The 21,780-nt window shown below is 40.3% G+C and carries 24 protein-coding genes; 6 read left to right on the top strand and 18 right to left on the bottom strand.

Annotated elements, in window-relative coordinates:
* Nucleotides 1-40 precede the first annotated feature (40 nt).
* Nucleotides 41-241, top strand: a complete 201-nt coding sequence (locus WKU33_RS06795) for a hypothetical protein (protein ID WP_188855592.1) — start codon at nucleotides 41-43, stop codon at nucleotides 239-241.
* A 23-nt stretch (nucleotides 242-264) separates the two neighbouring features.
* Here WKU33_RS06795 and WKU33_RS06790 read toward each other — a convergent pair whose 3' ends face one another.
* Nucleotides 265-1,212, bottom strand: a complete 948-nt coding sequence (locus tag WKU33_RS06790; protein WP_340453860.1) for a DHH family phosphoesterase — start codon at nucleotides 1,210-1,212, stop codon at nucleotides 265-267.
* Nucleotides 1,213-1,355: 143 nt separating this feature from the next.
* Here WKU33_RS06790 and WKU33_RS06785 point away from each other — a divergent pair, with 143 nt between their 5' ends.
* Nucleotides 1,356-1,652: a YtpI family protein gene (locus WKU33_RS06785; protein ID WP_156857706.1), complete on the top strand. Its 297-nt coding sequence runs from the start codon at nucleotides 1,356-1,358 to the stop codon at nucleotides 1,650-1,652.
* A 155-nt stretch (nucleotides 1,653-1,807) separates the two neighbouring features.
* Here WKU33_RS06785 and WKU33_RS06780 read toward each other — a convergent pair whose 3' ends face one another.
* The 5 genes from WKU33_RS06780 to WKU33_RS06760 form a co-directional block, all read right to left on the bottom strand.
* On the bottom strand, nucleotides 1,808-3,115 hold the full coding sequence (locus WKU33_RS06780) for a DRTGG domain-containing protein (RefSeq protein WP_340453858.1): 1,308 nt from the start codon (nucleotides 3,113-3,115) through the stop codon (nucleotides 1,808-1,810).
* Nucleotides 3,116-3,183: 68 nt separating this feature from the next.
* Nucleotides 3,184-3,411: a hypothetical protein gene (locus WKU33_RS06775; protein ID WP_156857708.1), complete on the bottom strand. Its 228-nt coding sequence runs from the start codon at nucleotides 3,409-3,411 to the stop codon at nucleotides 3,184-3,186.
* Nucleotides 3,412-3,521: 110 nt separating this feature from the next.
* Nucleotides 3,522-4,274 carry a prepilin peptidase gene (locus WKU33_RS06770; RefSeq protein WP_156857709.1) on the bottom strand — a complete coding sequence of 251 codons (753 nt, stop codon included), beginning with the start codon at nucleotides 4,272-4,274 and terminating at the stop codon, nucleotides 3,522-3,524.
* Between the two features lie 329 nt (nucleotides 4,275-4,603).
* Nucleotides 4,604-5,284, bottom strand: coding sequence for a metal-dependent hydrolase (locus WKU33_RS06765; RefSeq protein WP_340453855.1), 681 nt, complete (start codon nucleotides 5,282-5,284; stop codon nucleotides 4,604-4,606).
* Between the two features lie 126 nt (nucleotides 5,285-5,410).
* Nucleotides 5,411-6,097, bottom strand: a complete 687-nt coding sequence (locus WKU33_RS06760; RefSeq protein ID WP_188855575.1) for a PspA/IM30 family protein — start codon at nucleotides 6,095-6,097, stop codon at nucleotides 5,411-5,413.
* A gap of 181 nt (nucleotides 6,098-6,278) precedes the next feature.
* Here WKU33_RS06760 and WKU33_RS06755 point away from each other — a divergent pair, with 181 nt between their 5' ends.
* Entirely contained in the window at nucleotides 6,279-7,376 is a 1,098-nt protein-coding gene (locus WKU33_RS06755) for a M24 family metallopeptidase (protein WP_229782511.1), read from the top strand.
* A 33-nt stretch (nucleotides 7,377-7,409) separates the two neighbouring features.
* On the opposite strand, the gene ald is transcribed toward WKU33_RS06755, so the two are convergent.
* Nucleotides 7,410-8,528, bottom strand: coding sequence for an alanine dehydrogenase (gene ald, locus WKU33_RS06750; protein WP_340453853.1), 1,119 nt, complete (start codon nucleotides 8,526-8,528; stop codon nucleotides 7,410-7,412).
* A gap of 252 nt (nucleotides 8,529-8,780) precedes the next feature.
* Nucleotides 8,781-8,936: a hypothetical protein gene (locus WKU33_RS06745; protein ID WP_188855573.1), complete on the bottom strand. Its 156-nt coding sequence runs from the start codon at nucleotides 8,934-8,936 to the stop codon at nucleotides 8,781-8,783.
* A 125-nt stretch (nucleotides 8,937-9,061) separates the two neighbouring features.
* On the opposite strand from WKU33_RS06745, the gene WKU33_RS06740 reads away from it, so the two are divergent.
* On the top strand, nucleotides 9,062-9,490 hold the full coding sequence (locus WKU33_RS06740; protein ID WP_188855572.1) for a universal stress protein: 429 nt from the start codon (nucleotides 9,062-9,064) through the stop codon (nucleotides 9,488-9,490).
* A 102-nt stretch (nucleotides 9,491-9,592) separates the two neighbouring features.
* Here the strand turns inward: WKU33_RS06740 and WKU33_RS06735 are convergent, their stop codons facing one another.
* The 5 genes from WKU33_RS06735 to WKU33_RS06715 form a co-directional block, all read right to left on the bottom strand.
* The gene (locus tag WKU33_RS06735; protein ID WP_340453851.1) at nucleotides 9,593-10,780 is read right to left on the bottom strand and encodes an acetate kinase; all 1,188 of its coding nucleotides are present in this window, start codon (nucleotides 10,778-10,780) and stop codon (nucleotides 9,593-9,595) included.
* Between the two features lie 23 nt (nucleotides 10,781-10,803).
* On the bottom strand, nucleotides 10,804-11,787 hold the full coding sequence (locus tag WKU33_RS06730) for a class I SAM-dependent methyltransferase (protein ID WP_340453849.1): 984 nt from the start codon (nucleotides 11,785-11,787) through the stop codon (nucleotides 10,804-10,806).
* Between the two features lie 77 nt (nucleotides 11,788-11,864).
* Nucleotides 11,865-12,365: a thiol peroxidase gene (gene tpx, locus WKU33_RS06725; protein ID WP_188855569.1), complete on the bottom strand. Its 501-nt coding sequence runs from the start codon at nucleotides 12,363-12,365 to the stop codon at nucleotides 11,865-11,867.
* 240 nt (nucleotides 12,366-12,605) lie between these two features.
* Nucleotides 12,606-13,043: a GerW family sporulation protein gene (ytfJ, locus tag WKU33_RS06720; RefSeq protein WP_156857718.1), complete on the bottom strand. Its 438-nt coding sequence runs from the start codon at nucleotides 13,041-13,043 to the stop codon at nucleotides 12,606-12,608.
* Nucleotides 13,044-13,063: 20 nt separating this feature from the next.
* A complete protein-coding gene (locus WKU33_RS06715; protein WP_340453845.1) occupies nucleotides 13,064-13,600 on the bottom strand; it encodes a DUF2953 domain-containing protein in 537 nt (178 codons plus the stop codon).
* A gap of 144 nt (nucleotides 13,601-13,744) precedes the next feature.
* On the opposite strand from WKU33_RS06715, the gene WKU33_RS06710 reads away from it, so the two are divergent.
* On the top strand, nucleotides 13,745-14,545 hold the full coding sequence (locus WKU33_RS06710; protein WP_340453843.1) for an NAD kinase: 801 nt from the start codon (nucleotides 13,745-13,747) through the stop codon (nucleotides 14,543-14,545).
* An 86-nt stretch (nucleotides 14,546-14,631) separates the two neighbouring features.
* On the opposite strand, the gene WKU33_RS06705 is transcribed toward WKU33_RS06710, so the two are convergent.
* From WKU33_RS06705 to refZ, 5 genes are all read right to left on the bottom strand, one after another.
* Entirely contained in the window at nucleotides 14,632-14,826 is a 195-nt protein-coding gene (locus tag WKU33_RS06705) for an alpha/beta-type small acid-soluble spore protein (protein ID WP_156857721.1), read from the bottom strand.
* Nucleotides 14,827-15,034: 208 nt separating this feature from the next.
* Nucleotides 15,035-16,231 carry a tRNA uracil 4-sulfurtransferase ThiI gene (thiI, locus tag WKU33_RS06700; protein ID WP_340453841.1) on the bottom strand — a complete coding sequence of 399 codons (1,197 nt, stop codon included), beginning with the start codon at nucleotides 16,229-16,231 and terminating at the stop codon, nucleotides 15,035-15,037.
* Nucleotides 16,232-16,237: 6 nt separating this feature from the next.
* Nucleotides 16,238-17,377, bottom strand: a complete 1,140-nt coding sequence (locus WKU33_RS06695) for a cysteine desulfurase family protein (protein ID WP_340453839.1) — start codon at nucleotides 17,375-17,377, stop codon at nucleotides 16,238-16,240.
* Between the two features lie 829 nt (nucleotides 17,378-18,206).
* Nucleotides 18,207-19,901 (bottom strand): septation ring formation regulator EzrA, encoded by a 1,695-nt coding sequence (gene ezrA, locus WKU33_RS06690; RefSeq protein WP_340453837.1) that lies wholly within the window; start codon nucleotides 19,899-19,901, stop codon nucleotides 18,207-18,209.
* A 395-nt stretch (nucleotides 19,902-20,296) separates the two neighbouring features.
* Complete coding sequence (gene refZ / locus WKU33_RS06685) at nucleotides 20,297-20,902, bottom strand: forespore capture DNA-binding protein RefZ (RefSeq protein WP_156857725.1); 606 nt, start codon at nucleotides 20,900-20,902, stop codon at nucleotides 20,297-20,299.
* Between the two features lie 188 nt (nucleotides 20,903-21,090).
* On the opposite strand from refZ, the gene WKU33_RS06680 reads away from it, so the two are divergent.
* Nucleotides 21,091-21,570 carry a GAF domain-containing protein gene (locus WKU33_RS06680; protein ID WP_156857726.1) on the top strand — a complete coding sequence of 160 codons (480 nt, stop codon included), beginning with the start codon at nucleotides 21,091-21,093 and terminating at the stop codon, nucleotides 21,568-21,570.
* Nucleotides 21,571-21,780: the final 210 nt, after the last annotated feature.

Raw genomic sequence — 21,780 nt, 5'->3', positions numbered from 1 at the left:
ATTACAGACCGTTAATACGTGGTAAAGGAGGATAAGCGCAATGGTCATACCTACAAAGTCATTATTAAATCAAAAAATTGAACAGTTGAAAAACGGGGAAAATGCATTTGCTGAATCCCCAGAACTTATTCGGTTACTCGAACGGGATGTTGCAAAGGAAAATTTGAATGTGGTGTTTGATAAGACTCCTGCTGGCTGTTGGATTATCCCCCAACGTGAGGATCCAAAGAATTGGGAATAACCCAGACGGTAAAGAAGTCTGGGTTATTTCGAATAATTTTTACAAGCTTCATCTAGATCATGGATGACCCGATCAGCATCTTCCCAATTATAAATGGTTGCACCAGACGCCATCGGATGCCCTCCACCTTCATACTTAGCTGCGATATCATTAATGATCGGTCCTTTCGAACGGAGACGAACCCGAATCAATTCATCTTCTTCAACAAAAATGACCCATGCTTTAATCCCTTTTACATCTCCGAAGACTTGAACAAGCTGCCCAGTCTCATCTGGTGAAACTTGGAACGCTTCAAGCAACTCCTTCGTTAATTTCACAGCACAAAGGCCTGAATCATACATTTCAAATTCTTTTAAAATATATCCTCTCAAGCGGAGAATATGCGTCTCTACACTATAGAGATTCTCATATAATTCCGAGCGGTTGAAATGATACGTCACGAGTTCCGCAGCATATTGGAATGTTTTCTTCGTTGTACTTGGAAAAAGGAATCTGCCCGTATCTCCGACAATCCCTGCATACAGCATTCGCGCTCCTTCATCATTTAAAACAAGTCCATCCTCTTTCCCTGCTTCGTATAACGCATAAATCATCTCACTCGTTGAACTTGCTGTTGTATCTACCCACTGAATATCACCATAATGATCAACATTCGGATGATGATCGATTTTTATTATTTTTTTCCCTTTCACGTAACGCCCGTCATCAACTCGCGGTGTATTCGCTGTGTCACAAACAATAACAAGCGCCCCTTCATATGTCGCATCAAGAACAGTATCCATTTTCACAAGATAGTCGAATTCAGGATCATTTTCCCCAACGATATAAACCTCTTTCTCCGGGAAAGAAGATTGAATGATTTCTTTCAACCCCGCCTGCGAACCTAAAGCATCCGGATCCGGTCGAACATGCCGGTGGATAATTATCGTGTCATTTTGTTTAATTTCTTTAATAATTGCTTGCTTCTCCATACTACAGCTCCAATCTTACCATCTTGTTAAGCATTCTTCTCTCTTTTAATCGGAACGAACTGGCATTATAAATGAAAACAAGTTAAAATAGACTTGTGATCGCAATGTATGGTTTCATAGAATGCATATATAGGAGAGATTGAATGATTATATTCCCTATCGGTATTGTTATTTCCATTGTCTTATATGTTTATTATAAGGTTGCAATTGTGAAAAGCAAAGATATCTTAACGCAGAAATATTTTAATGGAAGATCCCGCCTCTGTCTCGGTGCGTTCATTCTTCTTTTCGGTATCAACCAATATTTCTTTTACGAAAGTGTACTTTCCATAATCATCGGAATCGTCTTCGCCATCTTGGGCGGTATGCAAATTGTCCGTGGATATAACGAATCGAAACATTACAAGAATGAATATCGCAGACTCCATCCATCTGAATGAAAAGTGCACCCAGCAAGTGGGGGCATTTTTCATTCAGAAATTTATATAATTAAGGTGCTATGGTTAACTAAAGTTGCCTGTACTAGCCACGTCCAATCTGCACCTGGCATAGCCTAAATGGCTTACTGCTTGCGTAAGCTTCTTCCGGCATTGTTTTATCGACTGATGAGTTGAGCCATCAAAAGCCCTTTACCAATTAATATACGATCATCATATACTTCAACATCAATCTTCGCATACAACCGGCCGATTTCAAGGATTTTTGGGTGGATACTTAAATCACTATCGATTTGTACCGGCTTGGTAAAGTAAACCGTTATATTTTCAATGGAAAGATCTGCTTTCCGAGTATCCATCAATAGTCGGCTGCTCGCTTCAATAATTAGCGCGGTAAATACACCATGACCTAATGTACCGAGATGATTCGTCATCTGTGGGACAACCTTTGAAATAAACACATGGGGATTATCTTCACTAGCGACGATATTACTATTAATAATATCACTGATCGTCTCCCCAACTTGCGGCTGCCGCTGAATCTGCTGCATCGCCTTTAACACATCCTGCCGTGATACAACACCGGTCAATTCCCTTGATTCATCCACTACAGGCAATAGCTCAATACCTTCCCAGACCATCGTATGGGATGCTGAAGCAAGTGATGTCTTGGACTGGACAACATGGGGTTTCTTACTCATCAATTTATTAATCCCCAAGTTCTCGTCTTGGCCAACAATATCTTTAGACGAAACCATACCGACAACTTGCTTTTTGCTATCAATAACAGGGAAACGTGTATGCGTTGACTCTTTATTCAGCTTATACCAATCTTTCACTTTGTCACTCGTTTTAAGATAAAATGTTTCTTCCAATGGTGTCGCAATATCTCCAACAAAAATAATTTCTTTCTTAATGAGCTGGTCATATATTGCTCGGTTGATCATCGATGCTACGGTAAACGTATCATAGCTTGTTGAGATGATTGGTAAATCCGTTTCATCCGCAAGCCTTTTATTCTTCTCGTCTGTATCAAATCCTCCAGTTATTAACACAGCCGCTCCAGCTTTTAGCGCACTATAATGCGCTTCCACCCGGTTCCCGATAATAAGTAAGGAACCTGCGTCGGTATAACGCATCATATCCTCCAGCTGCATGGCACCGATTATAAACTTACTAAGTGTTTTATGCAGCCCTTCCCTGCCACCTAAAACTTGTCCATCAATTATATTAACAACCTCTGCAAACGTCAGTCGCTCGAAATTTTCTTTTTTCTTCTTTTCAATACGGATAGTTCCTACCCGCTCAATCGTGCTTACGAGTCCTTGATTTTCCGCTTCTTTAATTGCCCGATATGCGGTTCCATCACTAACATCCAGATCTTTCGCTATTTGACGTACGGAGATTTTCTGGCCAACTTCCAACGATAAAATGTGTTGTAAAATCATTTCGTGCTTTGTAGCCATTGTTAACACCGCCTCATCTGTACTATACCAAAGTTTTAATTCAATTATACAGTTTAAGGCGTAATAACTCAATGTTTGTCACGAACTTTGTTTTCCTCTACTGTCTGTTCCATTACTGGTGGTTGTATCATTTGTAAAAGATTTGCAAAATTAGCTCCAACTACTGCAAGAAAGAACAACAGCCACATCGCCCAATAAGTCATCTCAAGGGTTGATGTCGCTTGTGGGATTTTCGGCCAGGCAAAATAAAGCATGAAACCTGCAAGCAGAAGTCGGAGGATTGGTTGGTTTTTCATGTGTGGCCCCTCCTTTCGTTGCTATTAGTTTATGAGGTTTAAGTATTTAAAAGAACAGAAGCAAGAATTTAGTATATTTTATGAATGCACTTGTTATAGGGATCCATCTACTAGAAAAAGCTGGTATATAGTTGAATAATTTCTTCCCCATAAAAATAAGCAATCAAAGCTCCCACCACAATATAAGGTCCAAAAGGAATCGGTTGTTTTCGCTTTACAATCTTTAAAGCGATCAATAAACTTCCAACGATCGCTCCAATCAGACAGGCTAAAAAGAAAGCGAGCAGCACATTATGTAAGCCTAAAACAATCCCGAGTACCCCAAATAACTTCATATCCCCTGCTCCCATTCCGCCCCTGCTAACTAAAATAATCAATGCTAGGAGTACACTAGCAACAACTGCTCCTGCAATCGGTGACCACCAAGGGTCGAGTGGCACAATAAAGCGCAAAATAATAAACAGCGGAAGAAAAAACAACAAAATTTTATTTTGAATGATCATATAATGGATATCTGAGACGAAGATAATCATCAGCATCGAGACGAGTAACAGTGCGGTTACAAGCTCAGCGTTCCATCCTATCGTTAGGTAACTAAGTACAAACAGAGCACCAGTAAGACTCTCTACAACAGGATAAATTACGGATATCTTTTCATTACAATTTCGGCATTTCCCTCGTTGTAATAGGTAAGATATAATTGGGATTAGTTCATACCACGTCAAGGTTTTCTTACATTTCGGACAGTAAGACCGATCATTAACGAACGTTTCACTTTTTGGTGAGCGAATCCCTACCACATTAAAAAACGACCCGAAAGTCGCACCAAACAGAAAAAATATAATTGATAAGAATAACTCCATTATGTGCACTCCCCTAAATCATAAAAAAAATAAACCTTTATGCCTGTGATTATAGCACCAATCCATAGAAATAGTTAGCTTAATTAGTAAATTTAGCAAAAAACATAAAGTGAAACTTCATTCAGTGGGGGTTTCCTTACCTCCGCCACTGAATGTTAGTTGAACAGAATCAGGGATTTGCGGACTATATATCCCCCACCTTCACATGTTAGGCTTACCTCCTGTTTAGAGGCGGGGGTATTGTAGATCGTTAATGCGTGATAAAAAAAGACTATATAAACGCATGCTGAGCATTTATATAGTCTTTATGTTTACTATTTTTCAGAAGTTTATAGTTCTATAGACTCTCCAACCTTCAAGGCTCGTCCTTCTCCAGTTTTCACCTTGCTTGCCCAAGCGTCCGCGTCTTGTTCAATCACCGGGAACGTATTGTAATGGACTGGCACACTTACTTTTGCATTGATCCAATCCGCTGCAATAAGTGCATCCTCCGGCCCCATCGTAAAGTTATCACCGATTGGAATAAATGCAACTTCAATATCATTCATTTCACCATACATCTTCAAATCGGTAAATAGCGCTGTATCTCCAACATGATAAATTGTTTTCCCGTTTGCGGTGAATAGAATTCCTCCTGGCATTCCGCCATAAATGATAGAACCATCATTGTCAGTGTAAGACGAACCGTGGAATGCTTGGGTAAATTTCACCTTACCGAAGTCAAATTCCCGGGATCCACCGATATGCATAGGATGGGTTTCAATTCCTTTTGTTCCTAAGTATACGGCGAGTTCATTCGGGGCAACGACTAATGCTCCCGTCCGTTTAGCAATTTCAAGCGTGTCCCCTACATGATCGTTATGCGCGTGAGTTAGTAAAATAGCATCTGCTTCTACAGTATTCGGATCTAAGTCACAAGCTTCATTTCCCGTAATAAATGGATCGATTAATAGCGTATGTTTTCCTGTTTCAACTTTAACGACGGAATGACCATGATAAGATACTTTCATTTACTATCTCTCCCTTTTAGAAAAAATTCTATCTATACTAAAATTAAAACATACTGTCTAAAGAATGTTAAGCGATAACAAGTTATCCATAAGAAAAGCACCGCATTAAACGGTGCCTTCTATTCCTTATTCACCTTTTTCGCTGTCGCCCTTACCCATTTTCTGCTTCAGCGCTGCAAGTTCATCATCTACATCATTCGTAACTAAATCCCTGAAATCATCATCCAAAGTACGGCTTGCTTGAGAAAGGTCTTCGGACGTTTCTGCTTCCGCTTCGAAACGTAATACTTTCTCTTCCATACGCTCAAATCCTTGACGGGAATCATCACTGCTGATGGATGACATTGTACGATTCATTTTTGTTCTTGTTTTCGCAGATTCCGCACGGGCTTTTAGGGAATCCTTCTTCAATCGCATTTCATTATATTCCCGCTTCATTTCGTCAAGCTTATCACGTAGAGACTCTACATCTGCTTGGGCTTTTTCCCAAGACTCGGTGAGCGTTGCGAGTGTTCCTTCATGCTCCCGTCTATCCTGAAGTGCACGACGGGCCAAGTCGTCATTCCCCGCTTCTACTGCTTTTTCCGCTTGTTCCTGACGACGGTCCACTAATGCTTGTGTATCATTTACTTTCCGCTTTAACATCTTTTCGTTTGCAATCTGCTTGGCAACAGCTTGCTCCGCTTCTCTGATATCTTCTCCCATATCACGCAGGAACTGATCGAGCATTTTAACCGGATCCTCTGCCCGGTCAATCATCGCATTCAGTTCTGAACTTACTACCGTCTTCATTCGCTTGAAAAATTGAAACATATAATCTCCTCCTTGAAATATTGTTAAAATTGAATAGCCAAATTGGGTCAACATCCATATGGAACTGTTTGCTTATTAATACGAGTTTGGAATAAAAAAGGTTTCAAGAAAAATATAAAATGCTAAAAATAATTCAGAGTGCTATACTAGATAGTAATATATGTTACTTGAGGTGATTTACTTGAATACACGCATAGAAGAATTGATAAAAGAACTAAAACGGAATAACTTTGATAGTGCTTTGGTAACTTCTACAGCTAACTTCTATTATTTAAGCAATTATTACACGGATCCCCATGAGCGGGTCATTGCAGTATATGTCAGTGAAACAATCGACCCAATAATCGTTGTTCCTGCCATGGAAGTAGAAGACGCGAAAGCTGCCGGCTGGAACGATACGATCATCGGTTATCATGACCATGAAAACCCTTGGCAGTTATTAAATGATTTCCTCCGCGGGCAGGAAAAATTACCGGCATCAATGGCCATCGAGCATAACCATTTCACGTTGGAACGATACAATAATCTGACGTCTTGCTTCCAAAATGTAGAATTCTTCGATTTGGAAAACATACTTGCTGATATTCGGGTTATTAAAAGTAAAAAAGAATATACACTGTTGAAGCAAGCGGCACAATTTGCCGATCTCGCCATTAAAACGGGTGTAGAAGCTATTACAGAGGGTGCTACGGAACTGGATATCATCGCTTTAATTGAATATGAAATGAAAAAGCAAGGTATCCAGGAGATGTCATTTACTACGACATGCCTCTCCGGTGCGAAAACCGCTTCCCCTCACGGAACACCTGGTCAGAAGAAAATAACTGCAGGTGACATGGTCTTATTCGACCTCGGCGTTATTTTTGATGGATATTGCTCAGACATTACACGTACGGTTGCCTATAAGTCTGTTACACCGGAACAAGAAGAAATATATCAGACGGTGCTCCAAGCAAATGAAAAAGCTATTGAAGCTTCGAAGCTCGGAACGCCAGTAAATAAAGTCGATCAAGCAGCACGTGAATATATTGAATCGAAAGGATACGGTAAATATTTCAATCACCGGGTTGGTCACGGACTCGGAATTGAAGTCCATGAATATCCTTCGATGAGCAGTGATAATACGCTCGCTTTGAGAGAAGGAATGTGCTTCACCATCGAACCAGGAATCTATATTCCAGGTACTGGCGGTGTTCGTATTGAAGATATGATGTTCATGACGAAAAACGGTGCCGAGATATTAACAGCATACCCGAAAAATTTACAGATTATCGATTAAAGAAAAAGCACTGGGGGATCCAGTGCTTTTTCTTTAATTATCTAAAACCTCTTGAACATCTTTATATTCCATACCATGGGCTTTGGCAACAGCTTCGTGCGTGATATAGCCGCCGAGTGTGTTTACTCCCCTACGAAGAGCTTCATTATCCTGCACCGCTTGTTTGTATCCTTTATTGGCAATCTGCAGTACATAGGGCGAAGTCGCGTTCGTAAGACCTACTGTCGCTGTTTGCGGAACAGCTCCTGGCATGTTTGCAACTGTATAATGAACGACTCCATGTTTTACAAAGGTTGGGGCGTCATGTGTCGTGATCCGGTCACTCGTTTCAAAGTTCCCACCCTGATCAATTGCGACGTCAACCATGACCGAACCCGGTGTCATTTCCTTCACCATCTGCTCTGTGACAAGAACCGGAGCTTTTGCACCGGGAATAAGTACGGAGCCAATGACCAGATCTGCTTCTTTCACTGCTTCTTGGATATTATGTGGATTGGAAATTAAGGTCGTAATGGAATTTCCAAAAATATCATCCAGCTGGCGTAATCGATCCGGATTTAAATCAATAATTGTAACTTTTGCACCTAAGCCAGTCGCAATTTTAGCAGCATTCGTACCCACTACCCCACCACCGATAATTGCAACTTTTCCTCGAGCAACTCCAGGAATCCCGGAAAGGAGAATCCCTTTTCCGCCTTTAATTTTTTCTAAGAATTGCATCCCGACTTGGGTAACCATTCGTCCAGCAACTTCACTCATCGGAGTAAGTAATGGCAAGGAACCATTTGAGAGCTGTACAGTTTCATATGCGAGCGCGGTCACTTTCTTCTCTGTAAGTGCTTTTGTTAATTCAGGTTCATTTGCTAAATGTAAGTAAGTAAATAAAATGAGTCCTTCACGGAAGTATTGAAATTCATTTTCTTGGGGTTCTTTTACCTTGAGCACCATGTCCTGTGTCCAAGCCTCTTCCGCAGTATTAACAATTACTGCTCCTACTTCTTTGTAAGCTTCATCCGTGAAGCTTGAACCTTCTCCTGCACCGTGTTGAATAAATACTTGGTGTCCTGCCTGAATTAAGGAATAGACGCCGGATGGTGCCATAGCGACTCTGTTTTCATTATTAAGTACTTCTTTCGGTATACCGATTCTCATTCCCCGCAACCTCCTGCGTAAGCTTATTCAATACAATTTAATTGTATCAAAAAGATTGTTTTAAAGCATTAACATAATCAAACAGACAGAAAATAATTTGAAAATGACTGCGACAAAACCTCCTAGAAAAGTAATCCAAACCAAATTCATACATCGCCCCGAGAATATACGGGGCTGGTTAGGGATTTAATCCTTGCTAGAATAGTTATATCGCAGTCATTTTCGTTTAGTTTTAAATTAATTTATCCATGCTTATCTGCTTTTATTATTGAAATGGTGTATTCCCCGGTTGTTTTCGAGCTGGTCTTCGATGACACCACTTTGGTAACTTTCATTCAACTGGTTCTTGACCGCTTCGATACCTTTTGGATCGGTGTACAGCTTCGGATGTTTATTTTTTTTATCCAAAAAGATCACCTCCTTACTGCTAGCTTGCCCAAAAGAATGTAACAATGTTGTAATTTTTATTGGCAATTATTGATTGTGTCGTTACGAGAAAGGGTATATAATTAAAGTAGAGAGGAGAGATAACTATGAAATATCAAAATATTGTAATCGCTGTAGATGGTTCTGAAGCTGCTGAGAAAGCATTCAAGAAAGCAATCAAAATCGCTAAAAACAATGATGCACGCCTTGTTATCGCACACGTTATCGATTCCCGCACTTTTGCAACAGCTGAGGCATATGACCGTACACTTTCTGAGCGTGCTGAGGAATATGCGAAGGAATTATTGGATAATTACATTGAAACAGCGAGAAATGAAGGGCTTACTGATTTAGTAAGATGTATCGAATACGGCTCTCCAAAAGTAAAAGTCCCGCGTGATATTGCAGAGAATTTCAAAGCAGATTTAATCATCTGCGGCGCTACAGGAATGAACGCGGTCGAACGTTTCCTCATCGGTAGCGTTTCAGAAAGCATCACAAGACATGCAAAATGTGACGTATTAGTGATTAGGTAATTTAAAAAAACAAAAGAAACAAAAACAGTATTTTCATTTTATAATTTCTTAAACGTAAAAAAATAGGGCGAAAGGATTTTCTCATCCTCTCGTCCCATTTTTTTAGTTACTGCTTAATCTGATTGTATCGCGGGCAATCATTACTTCTTCGTTCGTCGGTATTACGATTACTTTTACCGGGGAATGCGGGTAGTTGATGAACTGTTCTTTTCCACGTACATCATTCCGCTTTGGATCCCAGTAAACACCCATGAATTCAAGTCCTGTTAAGATCTTCTCTCTGATTGTATCACTGTTTTCCCCGACTCCTGCTGTAAAGATGATCGCGTCGACACCAGACATTTTCGCAGCATATGAACCAAGATATTTGTGGATACGTTCCGCGAAAACGGTAAGCGCAAGTGCTGCTCGTTCATTTGTCTCTGACTGCTCCTCAATATCACGTAAGTCACTGGAGAAGCCGGATAATGCTAGCATTCCACTTTCTTTATTTAAAACATTAATCACTTCATCCGCTGATTTCCCCGTTTTTTCCATAATATATGGGATCAATGCAGGATCAATATCTCCTGAGCGGGTTCCCATTGTCACACCTGCAAGTGGCGTGAATCCCATTGATGTATCAATCGACTCTCCACCTTGGATTGCAGTAACACTCGCTCCATTACCGATATGGCAAGAAATTAACCGCAAGCTTTCAAGTGGTGCACCGATTAATTCAGCTGCCCGTTCAGAAACATATTTATGGGATGTGCCATGGAATCCATATTTACGGATACCGTAATCTGTATAATAATTCTCCGGCAAGCTATATAAATAAGATGATTTCGGCATTGTTTGATGGAAGGCTGTATCAAATACAGCAACCATCGGCACATTTGGTAAGATTTCCTTAAATGCACGGATTCCGGTTAAATTCGCCGGGTTATGCAGTGGTGCAAGTTCAGATACCTTTTCAATCGTTTCAATCACTTCATCTGTAATAAGTACAGAATCACTGAAATATTCTCCGCCATGCACAACACGGTGTCCGACCGCATCGATTTCATCGTATGATTGGATAACTCCTTTTTTGATGAGCGCTTCTAAAAGCATTTTAACTGCAACTTCGTGATTTACAATATCTTGAACCGTTTTGTCTTTTTTTCCATTGGCTTCTATTTGGAAAATAGAATCAGGCAAGCCGATTCTTTCGACAACTCCTATTGCAGATACTTTTTCTTTAGGCATCTCAATCAATTGAAATTTAAGAGATGAGCTTCCAGCGTTAATAGCCAATACGTTTTTCATACCATCACTCCACCATATAAAGTTTAATTTTTATAAGTTTGAAACCAACGATTTATTTGTCCAAGTATGTCTGCCATGGCATTATGACTGGTTAACGACGGCAACTGTACTAATAACGGCTGCTTCGGACTATTAGTCTTTACCCCTTTTTTCTGAAGAACTAAAATGCTTTTTACATTCCGTGATGATTTGAAACTTGATTCCGGTAAACGAAGAAAACTGACAATATGTGCATGCTCTTTCAAATAGCGGTTCAATTGTTCGGATTGATCACTCTCAAATACGAAATCAGGCACAACAAAAATAAGATATCCAGCTTCTTTCGTATACTTCATACTTTGCTCAATGAATAAATGATGAGCATAGGAATGTCCTTCTTCCGCTTTTAATTCATAATCTCCTGCCCGGATATCATCTGGATAAAATCCAACCGGGAGATCAGCAACGACCAAATCAACTGGATCGAGGAGTAATGGTGCGAGGCTGTCCTGATGGAAAAATTCAACTTCCTGCTGGAGAAGATTTGCGCTGCCCACTGCAAGCTGAATAAGCGTCGGATCCACTTCACTAGCATAAACTTTCAACTCTTGCTCTAATTGTTCCATGACGGTAAGGAGCAAATTCCCTGAACCACTTGCCGGATCAAAGAGACGAATTTTCTCTTTGTTCTTCATCAATTGACTTGCCAAATAAGCGACAATCATACCGATGGATTCTGGGGTCATCACATGCTGCTCCTGAACCGATCCTTTCATTCCGTTCAAGATTGCAAGCTGGATTGCTTTCTTCAAATCTTGCTTGGAATGATTGATATGCTTGAATTCATCTATTTTCTTGTCCAACTTTTTACGTAAAATATCATCAAAATCTTCATGTGGCGTTTCATAAAAAATAGTATCCATTGTTTCAGTGAGACTATTCAAATACGGCTCATCCACATGAGCTTGAATGATTTCGGTTGTCTCGTCGAACCATTCAAAGAGTTTCTCTACGGCTGACTTTTCCATTCCCTTCCTCCATACATGTATAGTATATATTTCACACGAAAAATCTCTCTCGGGCTCCCGCCAGAGAGAGATATCGATTAATTCGCTTGTTTCACAGCTTCTAAAGCAGCGTCGTAGTCAGGATGGTTTGAAACTTCATCAACATATTCTACATAGGTCACTTTGTCGTTTGAATCGACAACAAAGATTGATCTTGCTAGTAAACGCAGTTCTTTAATCAAGACACCGTACTTCTCACCGAAGTCAGCATCTCGATGATCAGATAATGTGTCCAAGTTCTTAACACCTTCAGCAGCGCACCAGCGTGTTTGAGCGAAAGGCAAGTCCATGCTAATCGTTAACACGTGTACATTATCAAGCTTAGACGCTTCTTCATTAAATCGTTTCGTCTGATCAGAGCATACTCCTGTATCAATGGAAGGCACTACACTTATCAATTTGATTTTCCCTTTATAATCATCTAAGGAAACTTCTTTCAAATCATTAGCTAGAACTGTAAAGTTTGGTGCCTCGTCCCCAACTTTCACTTCTGTTCCTAATAAAGTTACTGGATCATTATGGAATGTAATTTGCTTCACTATTATCCTTCCTCCCAATTTAGTTCTCTTGTCTCTATTATGAATAATCCTCGTTCGCTTGTCCAATCTTTCACTTAGGAAAAAGCGATAAAAATTGTCGTTACCGTTTTCATTCCTCCCACAGTGCAACCGTCCGTAAACCTCCCGTTCCCAAATAGTTTCAAATATAATTAGGCGGGAGATAACGGACGCTAACACCCTGATTAACTCAACTAGCATTCCGCGGAATGAATTTTCGTTCTATATGTCAAAATTTAGCGGATTGGTCTTTTTCACTTTTTCCTTTTTATCTTTTTTAGAGCCCTTATCTTTCATGATTTTTTCTACCTTGTCGATGACTTGCGGTGTCATTTCGAGGAACTTTTCATAAAGCTGTGTATGTTGATCGAGACGCACCATTTTTATCTCATCATTCTTCACAACAAGAAAGGCGATCGGAGTTAAGGAAACTCCTCCACCACTTCCGCCGCCAAACGGTAGTGTTGCGTCTCCTTCCGTCGACTGGGGACTAAATTCACTTCCTCCAGCCGCAAAGCCAAATCCTACTTTCGATACGGGGATAATTGTACTCCCGTCAGGTGTTTCAATTGAATCCCCAATGATTGTATTTGTTTCTACTAAAGATTGCAGGCTTTCCATTGCCGTTGTCATTAAACCCTGAATTGGATGTTCTTCCATAACAAGTCCCTCCAAATTATTTACTTTTGATTATTGATCACCCGATAAATCTTTAAAAAGGTGTGTAAGCGCAAACGGAAAATACAGTCGAGTCGTGAATATAACCCTTCTCCTTGATAATTGGTTTGTACGGAAACGATTGGCTCGGAATTGAGCTTGCAATACTGCCCCAACACTTTTACCACAAGTTCCTGTCCTGCCCAAAGCCATCCGGCGACCATCCCAGTAATATGAGCTTCCCCAGTACCTATTCCCGTCTCCCAGTCAAATCTTTTCACCTCTATCTTTTTTATAAATGGAAAGATTCGTTTCCAATCGACTACTTCTAACGAATGGACCTTAGCCGATTCTGTAGTGCCATTTAGATCTAGACGTGGCAAGTCAATCGTTCGCTGCCAGATGCGGATGTTCATGACAGACAGAAATAGATCGAGTTTGTGAACAACTGCCAACTCGAATCGATAGGAAAATGCAATATTTATTTTTGAACATGTGATAAAGAGTAAAAAAAGGGTAAATAGAAACAATAGCAAGGAGAATAGTATAATCCAGAACATAAGGATGCTTCCTTTTTCTTTTCCAGTGATTACTCTTAGCTTGTTCGATTATTATTTTTTTAATCATCATTCGGAATATAATTGGATTATACGATTGCCTGATGATATTATAAAATTATGAAGATAGAACGGGAGGCGCATACATTGGTGCAACGAAATCAATTATATTTCTTCTATTTAAAAGATGACGAAACAGATGCAAAAGTAGATGTGTTAGGAAAGATTGCCAGGGATAATGGCTTTGAGATTGCAGGTCATCCGAATAACGCAAGTATTATTGTAAGCGTCGGTGGTGATGGCGCTTTTCTCCAAGCTGTAAGAAAAAGCGGTTTCCGCCAGGATGCTATCTATGTCGGAATTACGCGGACCGGGGAATCTGGCCTATATTGTGATTTTGACCTCGATAATTTCGATGAAATGCTACATAGTTTGATGCATGAAGAATTGGAAGTGCGGAGATTTCCAGTAATTAAAGCACAAATCAATGATGGAACGGAGTATCATTGTTTGAACGAAGTAAGTATCCGTTCCACAATTGTTAAAACGATTGTCATTGATGTTTTGATTGATGATGTATATTTTGAGACATTCCGTGGGGATGGACTAATCGTCTCTACGCCGACCGGAAGTACGGGATATAATAAATCTGCCTATGGTGCAGTTATTGATCCACTCATTGCAAGTTATCAAGTCTCAGAAGTTGCTTCGTTAAATAATAATCAATATCGTACACTAGGCTCTTCCTTTGTTCTAAGTAAAGACCGGAAGCTAACCCTAAATGTTCAGCCAACCGGCAATGACCATCCGATTATTAGTCTAGATAATGAAGCACATCCAATAACGAAAATTTCTTCACTCGAAGTTGACATGGACGAAACGGTCATCAAAACGGTGAAGTTAAAAAATAATTCCTTCTGGGACCGGGTAAGACGGACATTCTTGTAATCTTATCGTTAATAAAAACAGGACGCATGCAAGTTGCGTCCTGTTTTTGCCTTTTTACAGGCTTTGTTTTTCACGTAACTATATAATTATTGACCGCCAAATTGCTGTTGTGCTATTGTTACAAGACGTTTTGTAATTTCGCCTCCAACTGAACCGTTAGCACGGGAAGTCGTGTCTGCACCAAGTGAAACACCAAACTCCTGAGCAATTTCAAATTTCATTTGATCTAACGCTTGTTGTGCACCAGGGACTACTAATTGATTTGAATTATTGTTAGCCATGTTAGCTCACCTCCTTGGTAACTATAGATTGTGTTACTTGGAGAATTATCATACACAACTAAAATTAACAGTTCCTGGTAAATGCCCTAGTTCTTCCCTCAGAACAGTCCAGACGGAAGCCGCACTTAAGCTAAAATGATAGTAATGCTCGGTTTCTCATAAATTTTTACAAAGGTATACCTAGCTATTTCAGGCTTACAAAATTGCATTATAATAAATCTTCAAACTCTGTATCTTCACTTTTTGCAGTAATATGGATCGTTTCAATGCCTGCAATTGCTTCTTCAATGGACGGACCAAAATCATGGCGTGCTTCCAGTGCATTAATTTTATCACGGCGAGGTCTCGTCTTTGGTGATTTCGGTACAAAAATTGTACAGCAATCTTCATACGGAAGAATTGAAATCTCATAGGTATCAATCTCTTTTGATATGTCCACGACTTCTGCCTTATCCATCGCAACCAAAGGACGAAGAACTGGATAATTGGTTACTTCATTAATTGCATGCATGCTCTCCATTGTTTGACTCGCAACTTGTCCAAGATTCTCCCCTGTCGTGAGGGATAGAATATTTTCTTGTTCACAAACTGCTTCAGCTATTCGGAACATCATCCGGCGCATGATCGTCATCGCATAGCTATCCGGCATTTCACGGAAAATTTCCTGTTGTAATTTTGTAAATGGTACGATATGGACCTTGATCGACTTCCCGTAACCAACTAACTTCTTCGTAAGGTCAAGCACTTTTTGTCTTGCTCGTTCACTCGTGTAAGGAGGTGAATGGAAATGAATGGCTTCAAGTTGCACACCACGCTTCATGGCGAGATATCCTGCAACGGGACTATCTATTCCCCCTGAGAGCAGCAGCAGCGATTTACCTGCAGTTCCTACAGGCAATCCACCAGCTCCGGAAATATTTTCCGATGTAATGTATGTCGCTTCCTCACGTATTTCAACCTTTATCTCCACATCCGGTTCATGAACATCAACGGTATAACCTTCTGTATTCACTAACAGATGGCTGCCTACTATCTGATTCATTTCTAAAGAACCATGCGGGAAATTTTTATCCACTCGTTTTGCTGCTACTTTAAATGTACGAGCGTCCGCTTTCTTCAATGCTTCAAGCGCCGCTTCTTTAATCTCCTCCACATCATTCTTCACTTTAAGAGCAAGCGATAAGCTGTGAATTCCAAATACTTTTCTGCAAATCTCGATAATCGGTTCCGGCTCATGGCCATTTAGGAGGACAAACATTCTACCTTGTGTTCGTTTTACTTTTGCATTAGGGAAATCTTTCAGTTTGACTTGAAGGTTTTCCTGAAGTGCTTGGATAAAGCTCCGAATGTTCTTTCCTTTTAATGCCATTTCCCCGTAACGTATTAATATATGATCATATTGCATTGTAATCTACCTCAAAACTTCCTTAAATTGATGTATTGCTTCTTTAAATGAAGCAACAAAACGTTCCATTTCTTCCTGGGTATTGTTATAGGACAAGCTGATCCGTAATCCAGAAATTGTGATCTCTCTCGGTAACCCGCAAGCAGCAAGAACTTTACTCTCATCTTTCTCTTTTGAGGAACAAGCTGATTTTGTAGAGATATAAATCTCCTTTTCACCAAGCATATGAATAATCACTTCCGGTTTAATCCCCGGTACGGACAGGTTAAGAATATGTGGTGCTCCGTTATGAGGGCTATTGATCTGGACACCCTCTATACTTTCTAGCTCCTCCCATAAATAGTCATGCATCGCTTGTAGATGGTTCGTTTGATTTTGCTGCTTTTCCTTTATCAAGCGCAATGCTCGAACCATCGATACACCCCCAGCGACGTTCTCGGTTCCGGAGCGAAGGCCGTTCTCTTGTCCTCCCCCATGGAAAAGCGGGAAAAGCGAGACTTGCTTCCTTACATATAGGATCCCCGTCCCTTTTAGACCGTGGATTTTATGCCCGGAAAAACTGCAAAGGTCAATTTGGGCTTTCTGAATATCGAGCGGAACTTTCCCAAGACTTTGAACCGCATCGACATGGAAATATAATTTAGGATAATTGCTTAATAATTTTCCTATTTTCTCAATCGGTTGGATGGTACCGAGTTCATTGTTCACATGCATAATACTTACAAGAATCGTATCCTCTCGAATCGCTTCTTTCACATCTCTTACGTCGACCAGCCCTTTCTCATCCACTGGAAGAACCGTTACTTCAAAACCTAGGGTTTCAAGACTTTGACACGCCTCGTCAACAGATGGATGTTCGACCGCTGTAGTGATAATATGTTTTCCGCGATTTTGATGTTCTAAAGCAATGCCTTTAATCGCAATATTATTCCCTTCTGTTCCACCTGACGTGAAAATAATTTCATTTGCATCAACTTGCAGGATTGATGCTGCTTGCTGTTTTGCTGTCTGTAGAAGTTTTTCGGTTGCACCTCCGAGTTGATGGATTGATGATGGATTTGCAAAAAATTTCTCTGATGCTTTTTGGTAGCTTTCGACAACGGAGGGATCCGGGATTGTTGTCGCGCTATTATCCAAATAAATCATCAAAAAACTCCTCCCTTCCTTATTATTTATTCTATATTGATTTAGATTTACGCCAAATAATTCCTTAAGAATCTTACTGCATTCAGTCTTAAAAAACAAGCCCTTTGCTTGTTAATTCAAAGAAGCCCTCCCGAATCCACAATCGGAATATACCGTTACGAATTTTAGAAAACCCACAGTCCATAACGCTTATAGCAATTAATCACTTTCATTCAACGTAAACGTTTAGCACGTTCTCTTGGCTAGATCTCTAATCGCCGTTCAGTTGCCCGGTGGACGGATGCTTTCCGCGGGCACAGCTGGAGCCTCCTCGGGCTACCGCCCTGCGGGGTCTCCAGACTCGTGCTATTCCCGCAGGAGTCACCGTCCACCGGGCAACTGAACTGGTAGAGAGCGTTATTATTATTGGAAATTTTCCCATCATGATGAGAGTTCTATTCCTAAATTAATAAATAGTGTTCCAAATTTGGCTTTTCCCCTCGGAGCAGTCCAGACACCTCGAGACTCCAGCAGGAGGCCGGCTAAGTACGGTCACGTCCTGTGACCAATGCCGGCATTAAAACCTCCTGTTAGTCGATAGGCATAGGTGAGACCCCTTAGTGCTAAGCCCGAGGAGGCTCACCAGCCGCTCAGCAGGTGCGAGAGGTGTCTGGACTGCGGACCCCCAGAAGTAAGTTGCACACACTTACGCTGAATGAAAGCAATAAGTAGTTCATTTAAGTTCGAGATGGGGACATATATTAGGTTTGTGGATTCTTGCGGGTGATTCTTTTACATAATGAAAGGCTGTATAAAAGGAGATCCTTTTTATACAGCCTTTTTGCTTATATTAATCATTCACAACTAGTTGGGTTTCTTCAATGCGTTTTAAGGCACCTGGTTCAACTTGTTCAATCGCTTTTGCCGCCTTTTCTAAAGCAAGCTCATATTCATATGCGCGGAATAATCGCTCCGCCTCTACTAATTCAGCAGCAAGCATTGGATTTTTACTCCGGTAACGGTTCGCATATTGAATCACACGCTCTGTTAAATAAGCCTGATCAAGCATCATGTCGATTTTTTCTTTAGCTTGTTCGATTGCACTCTCCGCTTCTAACAATGAGCGGTGGACCGCACCTGTATCTAATGGATGTTGTTCCAGCGCCTCTAATACTTTTTTATTTCTCTGTTGTGTTTCTTCTAAGCTCGTCCAGATAAAGGTTGGCACTCCCGGGATATTACTTTTACGCAAGCGGCGGTGCAATTCTTTAATCTGTCCATACATTTCCGCCAACTTATCTTTTGCCAGCAGCTCATCTTTCCTTAATGTCTGAATCGCTTCTTTAAATGTATCATGCTTTTCCTTCAAGTCATCAATCTGTCCCAAGGCCGCTTCAACTCTACCGCGTAATTCACTATGTGCAACATCATTCGCCTCAAGACCTGCCAACACTTCTGTCAATTCTTTATTTAAAGCTTGTGTTTTCTTATCAACTGCAAGGAATTTTTCCAGTTCTTCGTCTTCTACATAATAAGCCTTCTTTAGTTCCTCTACTTCTGCCTTTGTTTCTGTAAAGGATGTATGTAGTGTCATGATTGCCTCTTTGTAAGAGGGAACATTTTGGTCCAGATAATTCTTCGCCAAAGCTTCTTCCTCAAGCAATTCATACATTTCAGAGATTCTTTCTTCCATTTCATCGAGAACCTTTGTACCTTCCTCTAGGTTACCTTCTTCAAGCGTTGCCATCACATCGATAATTCGTTGCTGATATGTACGTATTTCGTTTTCAAAATCAAGATGTTCGATATAAAAACCATCTTGTTTCATTTCTTTCATACCGGACAGCAGTTGATCCAGTTGGGAAGAAAGTTCGTGCTTCGCTTTCTTATACACTTCAGGAAATGCGTGGATCTTCTCATCCAGTTCTTTTAACTCAACTTTCAACTCATCGACGATTCTTTTCGCTTCCATATAGTTACCGGCAGCACTTTCTTCATGGAAATTCTCTAAAGCTGCTTCCAGTTTGTCCAGCTCTGCATCGAAATACCGATCCGCTTTTGCATATTGGTAGCGGTTTTGTGATATTTGCCTGCGTAATTCACGAATTGCCGGCTCGACTTCTTCCACTTCCATTCTGCTCGACTTCTCGGATTCGAGTAATTCCTCAAGTTCAGATAAGATATTGTCGATACTTCCCTCAATCGATTGAAGGATTTCTTCTGTTTCCTTTAACACTTTCTTCGCTTTAGAAACTCGGAACTTATCCGCTGCATCTTCTGCATCCAGCAAGTGTTCTTCAATATCAGCAAGTTCTTTGCCTACGATATAATCCCAGCGTTCCTTCCATGTTTCAAATTTCTCTTGTGTCTCACCGGATAAAGTGAGATTTTTAATTTTACTGAGTTCACCGGCTACATTTCTCGCCATAATATCTAACTTCCACGCTTCCAAGCGATCCACCTGATCGTACACGCGTTTCCGTAATATTAAACCGATGACGATTAACACAATAATTGCCAAAATAATTCCAATGAATAATTCCATAGCGTACCTCCTAGCCCCATTTCAACAAGAGGATTTATACAAGTAACAGTATGTGTTCAAAAAGGAGGATAAAAAGGACCGAGGTCGGCTAAATTCGCGATTCGTATCACAACGCCGACATGAGCACTTCCTGTGCGCAAGAATTCGAATGCGGCGAAGCTCTCCGCACCGGAATGTACATCAATGGGTACATAGGAGCGGAAAAGCGAACCAACGCAGAAGTTTGATGTGTCATTTTTACCGACTTTTGAACAACCTCTAACATGTATTTAAATATATTTCATTAAATCTGTTATGATATAGTATTAATATAGCATGTAATCAGTCACTTTGGCTAAGAAAAAGAAAATTTTGTCTAATTTTTATTATTCCCCGTGAAATTTGTCTGTCAAATCCTAGTTTTCGACAATAAATTTTAGCCAGTTTTGAATGGTTTTTACGTATTTATTGACAAAAACTTCATGCGAATAGTCACCGATTACCCGGTCTTTCCATTCATTGTGTAAAATATATGGCGTAATCAACATCCCTTTCAGCTGCATGAGCAAATAATCCTTCTCATCCCCGGGCAATTTCTTTCCCGCTAGAACATTATAAAACGCCGTACGAATATGAAAGTTTTCTTTCGCTAGATAGGTGATTACCATTTCCCGCACGAACACTGAATCAAGAGTTAGTTCACGCTGAATAAAACAAGTCAATTGAAGTTTCGACTGTTTATATTGTATAATTGTGAAAATCAATTCGTTTAGCCGATCGATAGCAGACCAATTCTCCGCTGCTTCCAGTGTAGCCTCTATTGTTTTCAGATACTCTTCATAATATTTTGTAACGGCATATTCAAGCAAGCCTTGTTTCCCGTTAAAATAGTAACTGACGGAAGATACATTCACTTTTGCTTTTTGGGCAATGTCTCTCACAGACGTGCCATGGAAGCCTTTTTGAAAAAACAGGGAGGAAGCAGCATGGATTACTTTTTGTTTGGATAGATTTTTCTTCAATATACTCAGCTCCTTACCTATCCAATACGACAAACTTGCTGGAAATCCTGTAACTTTCGTTCGACAGGAATTTCATCCATGTCGAAACCTACTGATAGTTACATACATCTATCTTACTGGAAATGAAGTGCAAAGCTCAAGTCCATTCAATCGGCAAATAGAATAACGAGAAATTGAGGGGGATTATGATGTTTGAACAACTTACTTATTCAACAGATCGAATAAAAGCATATGAATTATTAATCAAACAGCTTCAAGCACTTTCTGAGGATGAGAAAGACGAGACTGCGCTGCTTGCTAATGCGTCGAGCTTATTGAATCAGTTTCTAGATCAAGTGAACTGGGTCGGATTCTACCTTTGGAAGAACGATGAACTCGTACTAGGACCATTCCAAGGATTACCGGCTTGTGTACGAATTCCATATGGTAAAGGAGTTTGTGGCACGGCGATCAAGGAGAAAGAAACCCAACTCGTTGCAGACGTCCATGCATTCCCTGGACATATTGCTTGCGACACAGCGAGTAATTCTGAGATCGTTGTTCCGATTTTACGAAACGGAGAAATATATGGTGTCCTGGACATCGATAGCCCAATTAAAGACCGCTTTGACGAAACCGATAAACATTATCTTGAGAAGTATGTTGAGGCATTGATCGCTTATCTTTAAGCAAAAAACGAGTATCTTTTTCTAGGCACTGCTCATTTTTTATGATGTATATCCGTCAACCTATTTTAAATCGCTAGAATGTATTGCTGTCTTTAATATATATCACACATGAGCTAGTTCCTGTTTTTCTATATAAAGTTGCTTTATTCATTCTAAACACCATTCTTTTTAGATGTCTAAAATGAAAATGTACGGAAACTACTAATCAAC

It is taken from the genome of Oceanobacillus sp. HCA-5259 (assembly GCF_037892815.1).
Lineage (GTDB): Bacteria > Bacillota > Bacilli > Bacillales > Amphibacillaceae > Oceanobacillus > Oceanobacillus indicireducens.
The sequence above is the reverse complement of the archived record's forward strand: the minus strand, read 5'-3'. Positions and strand labels throughout refer to the sequence as shown.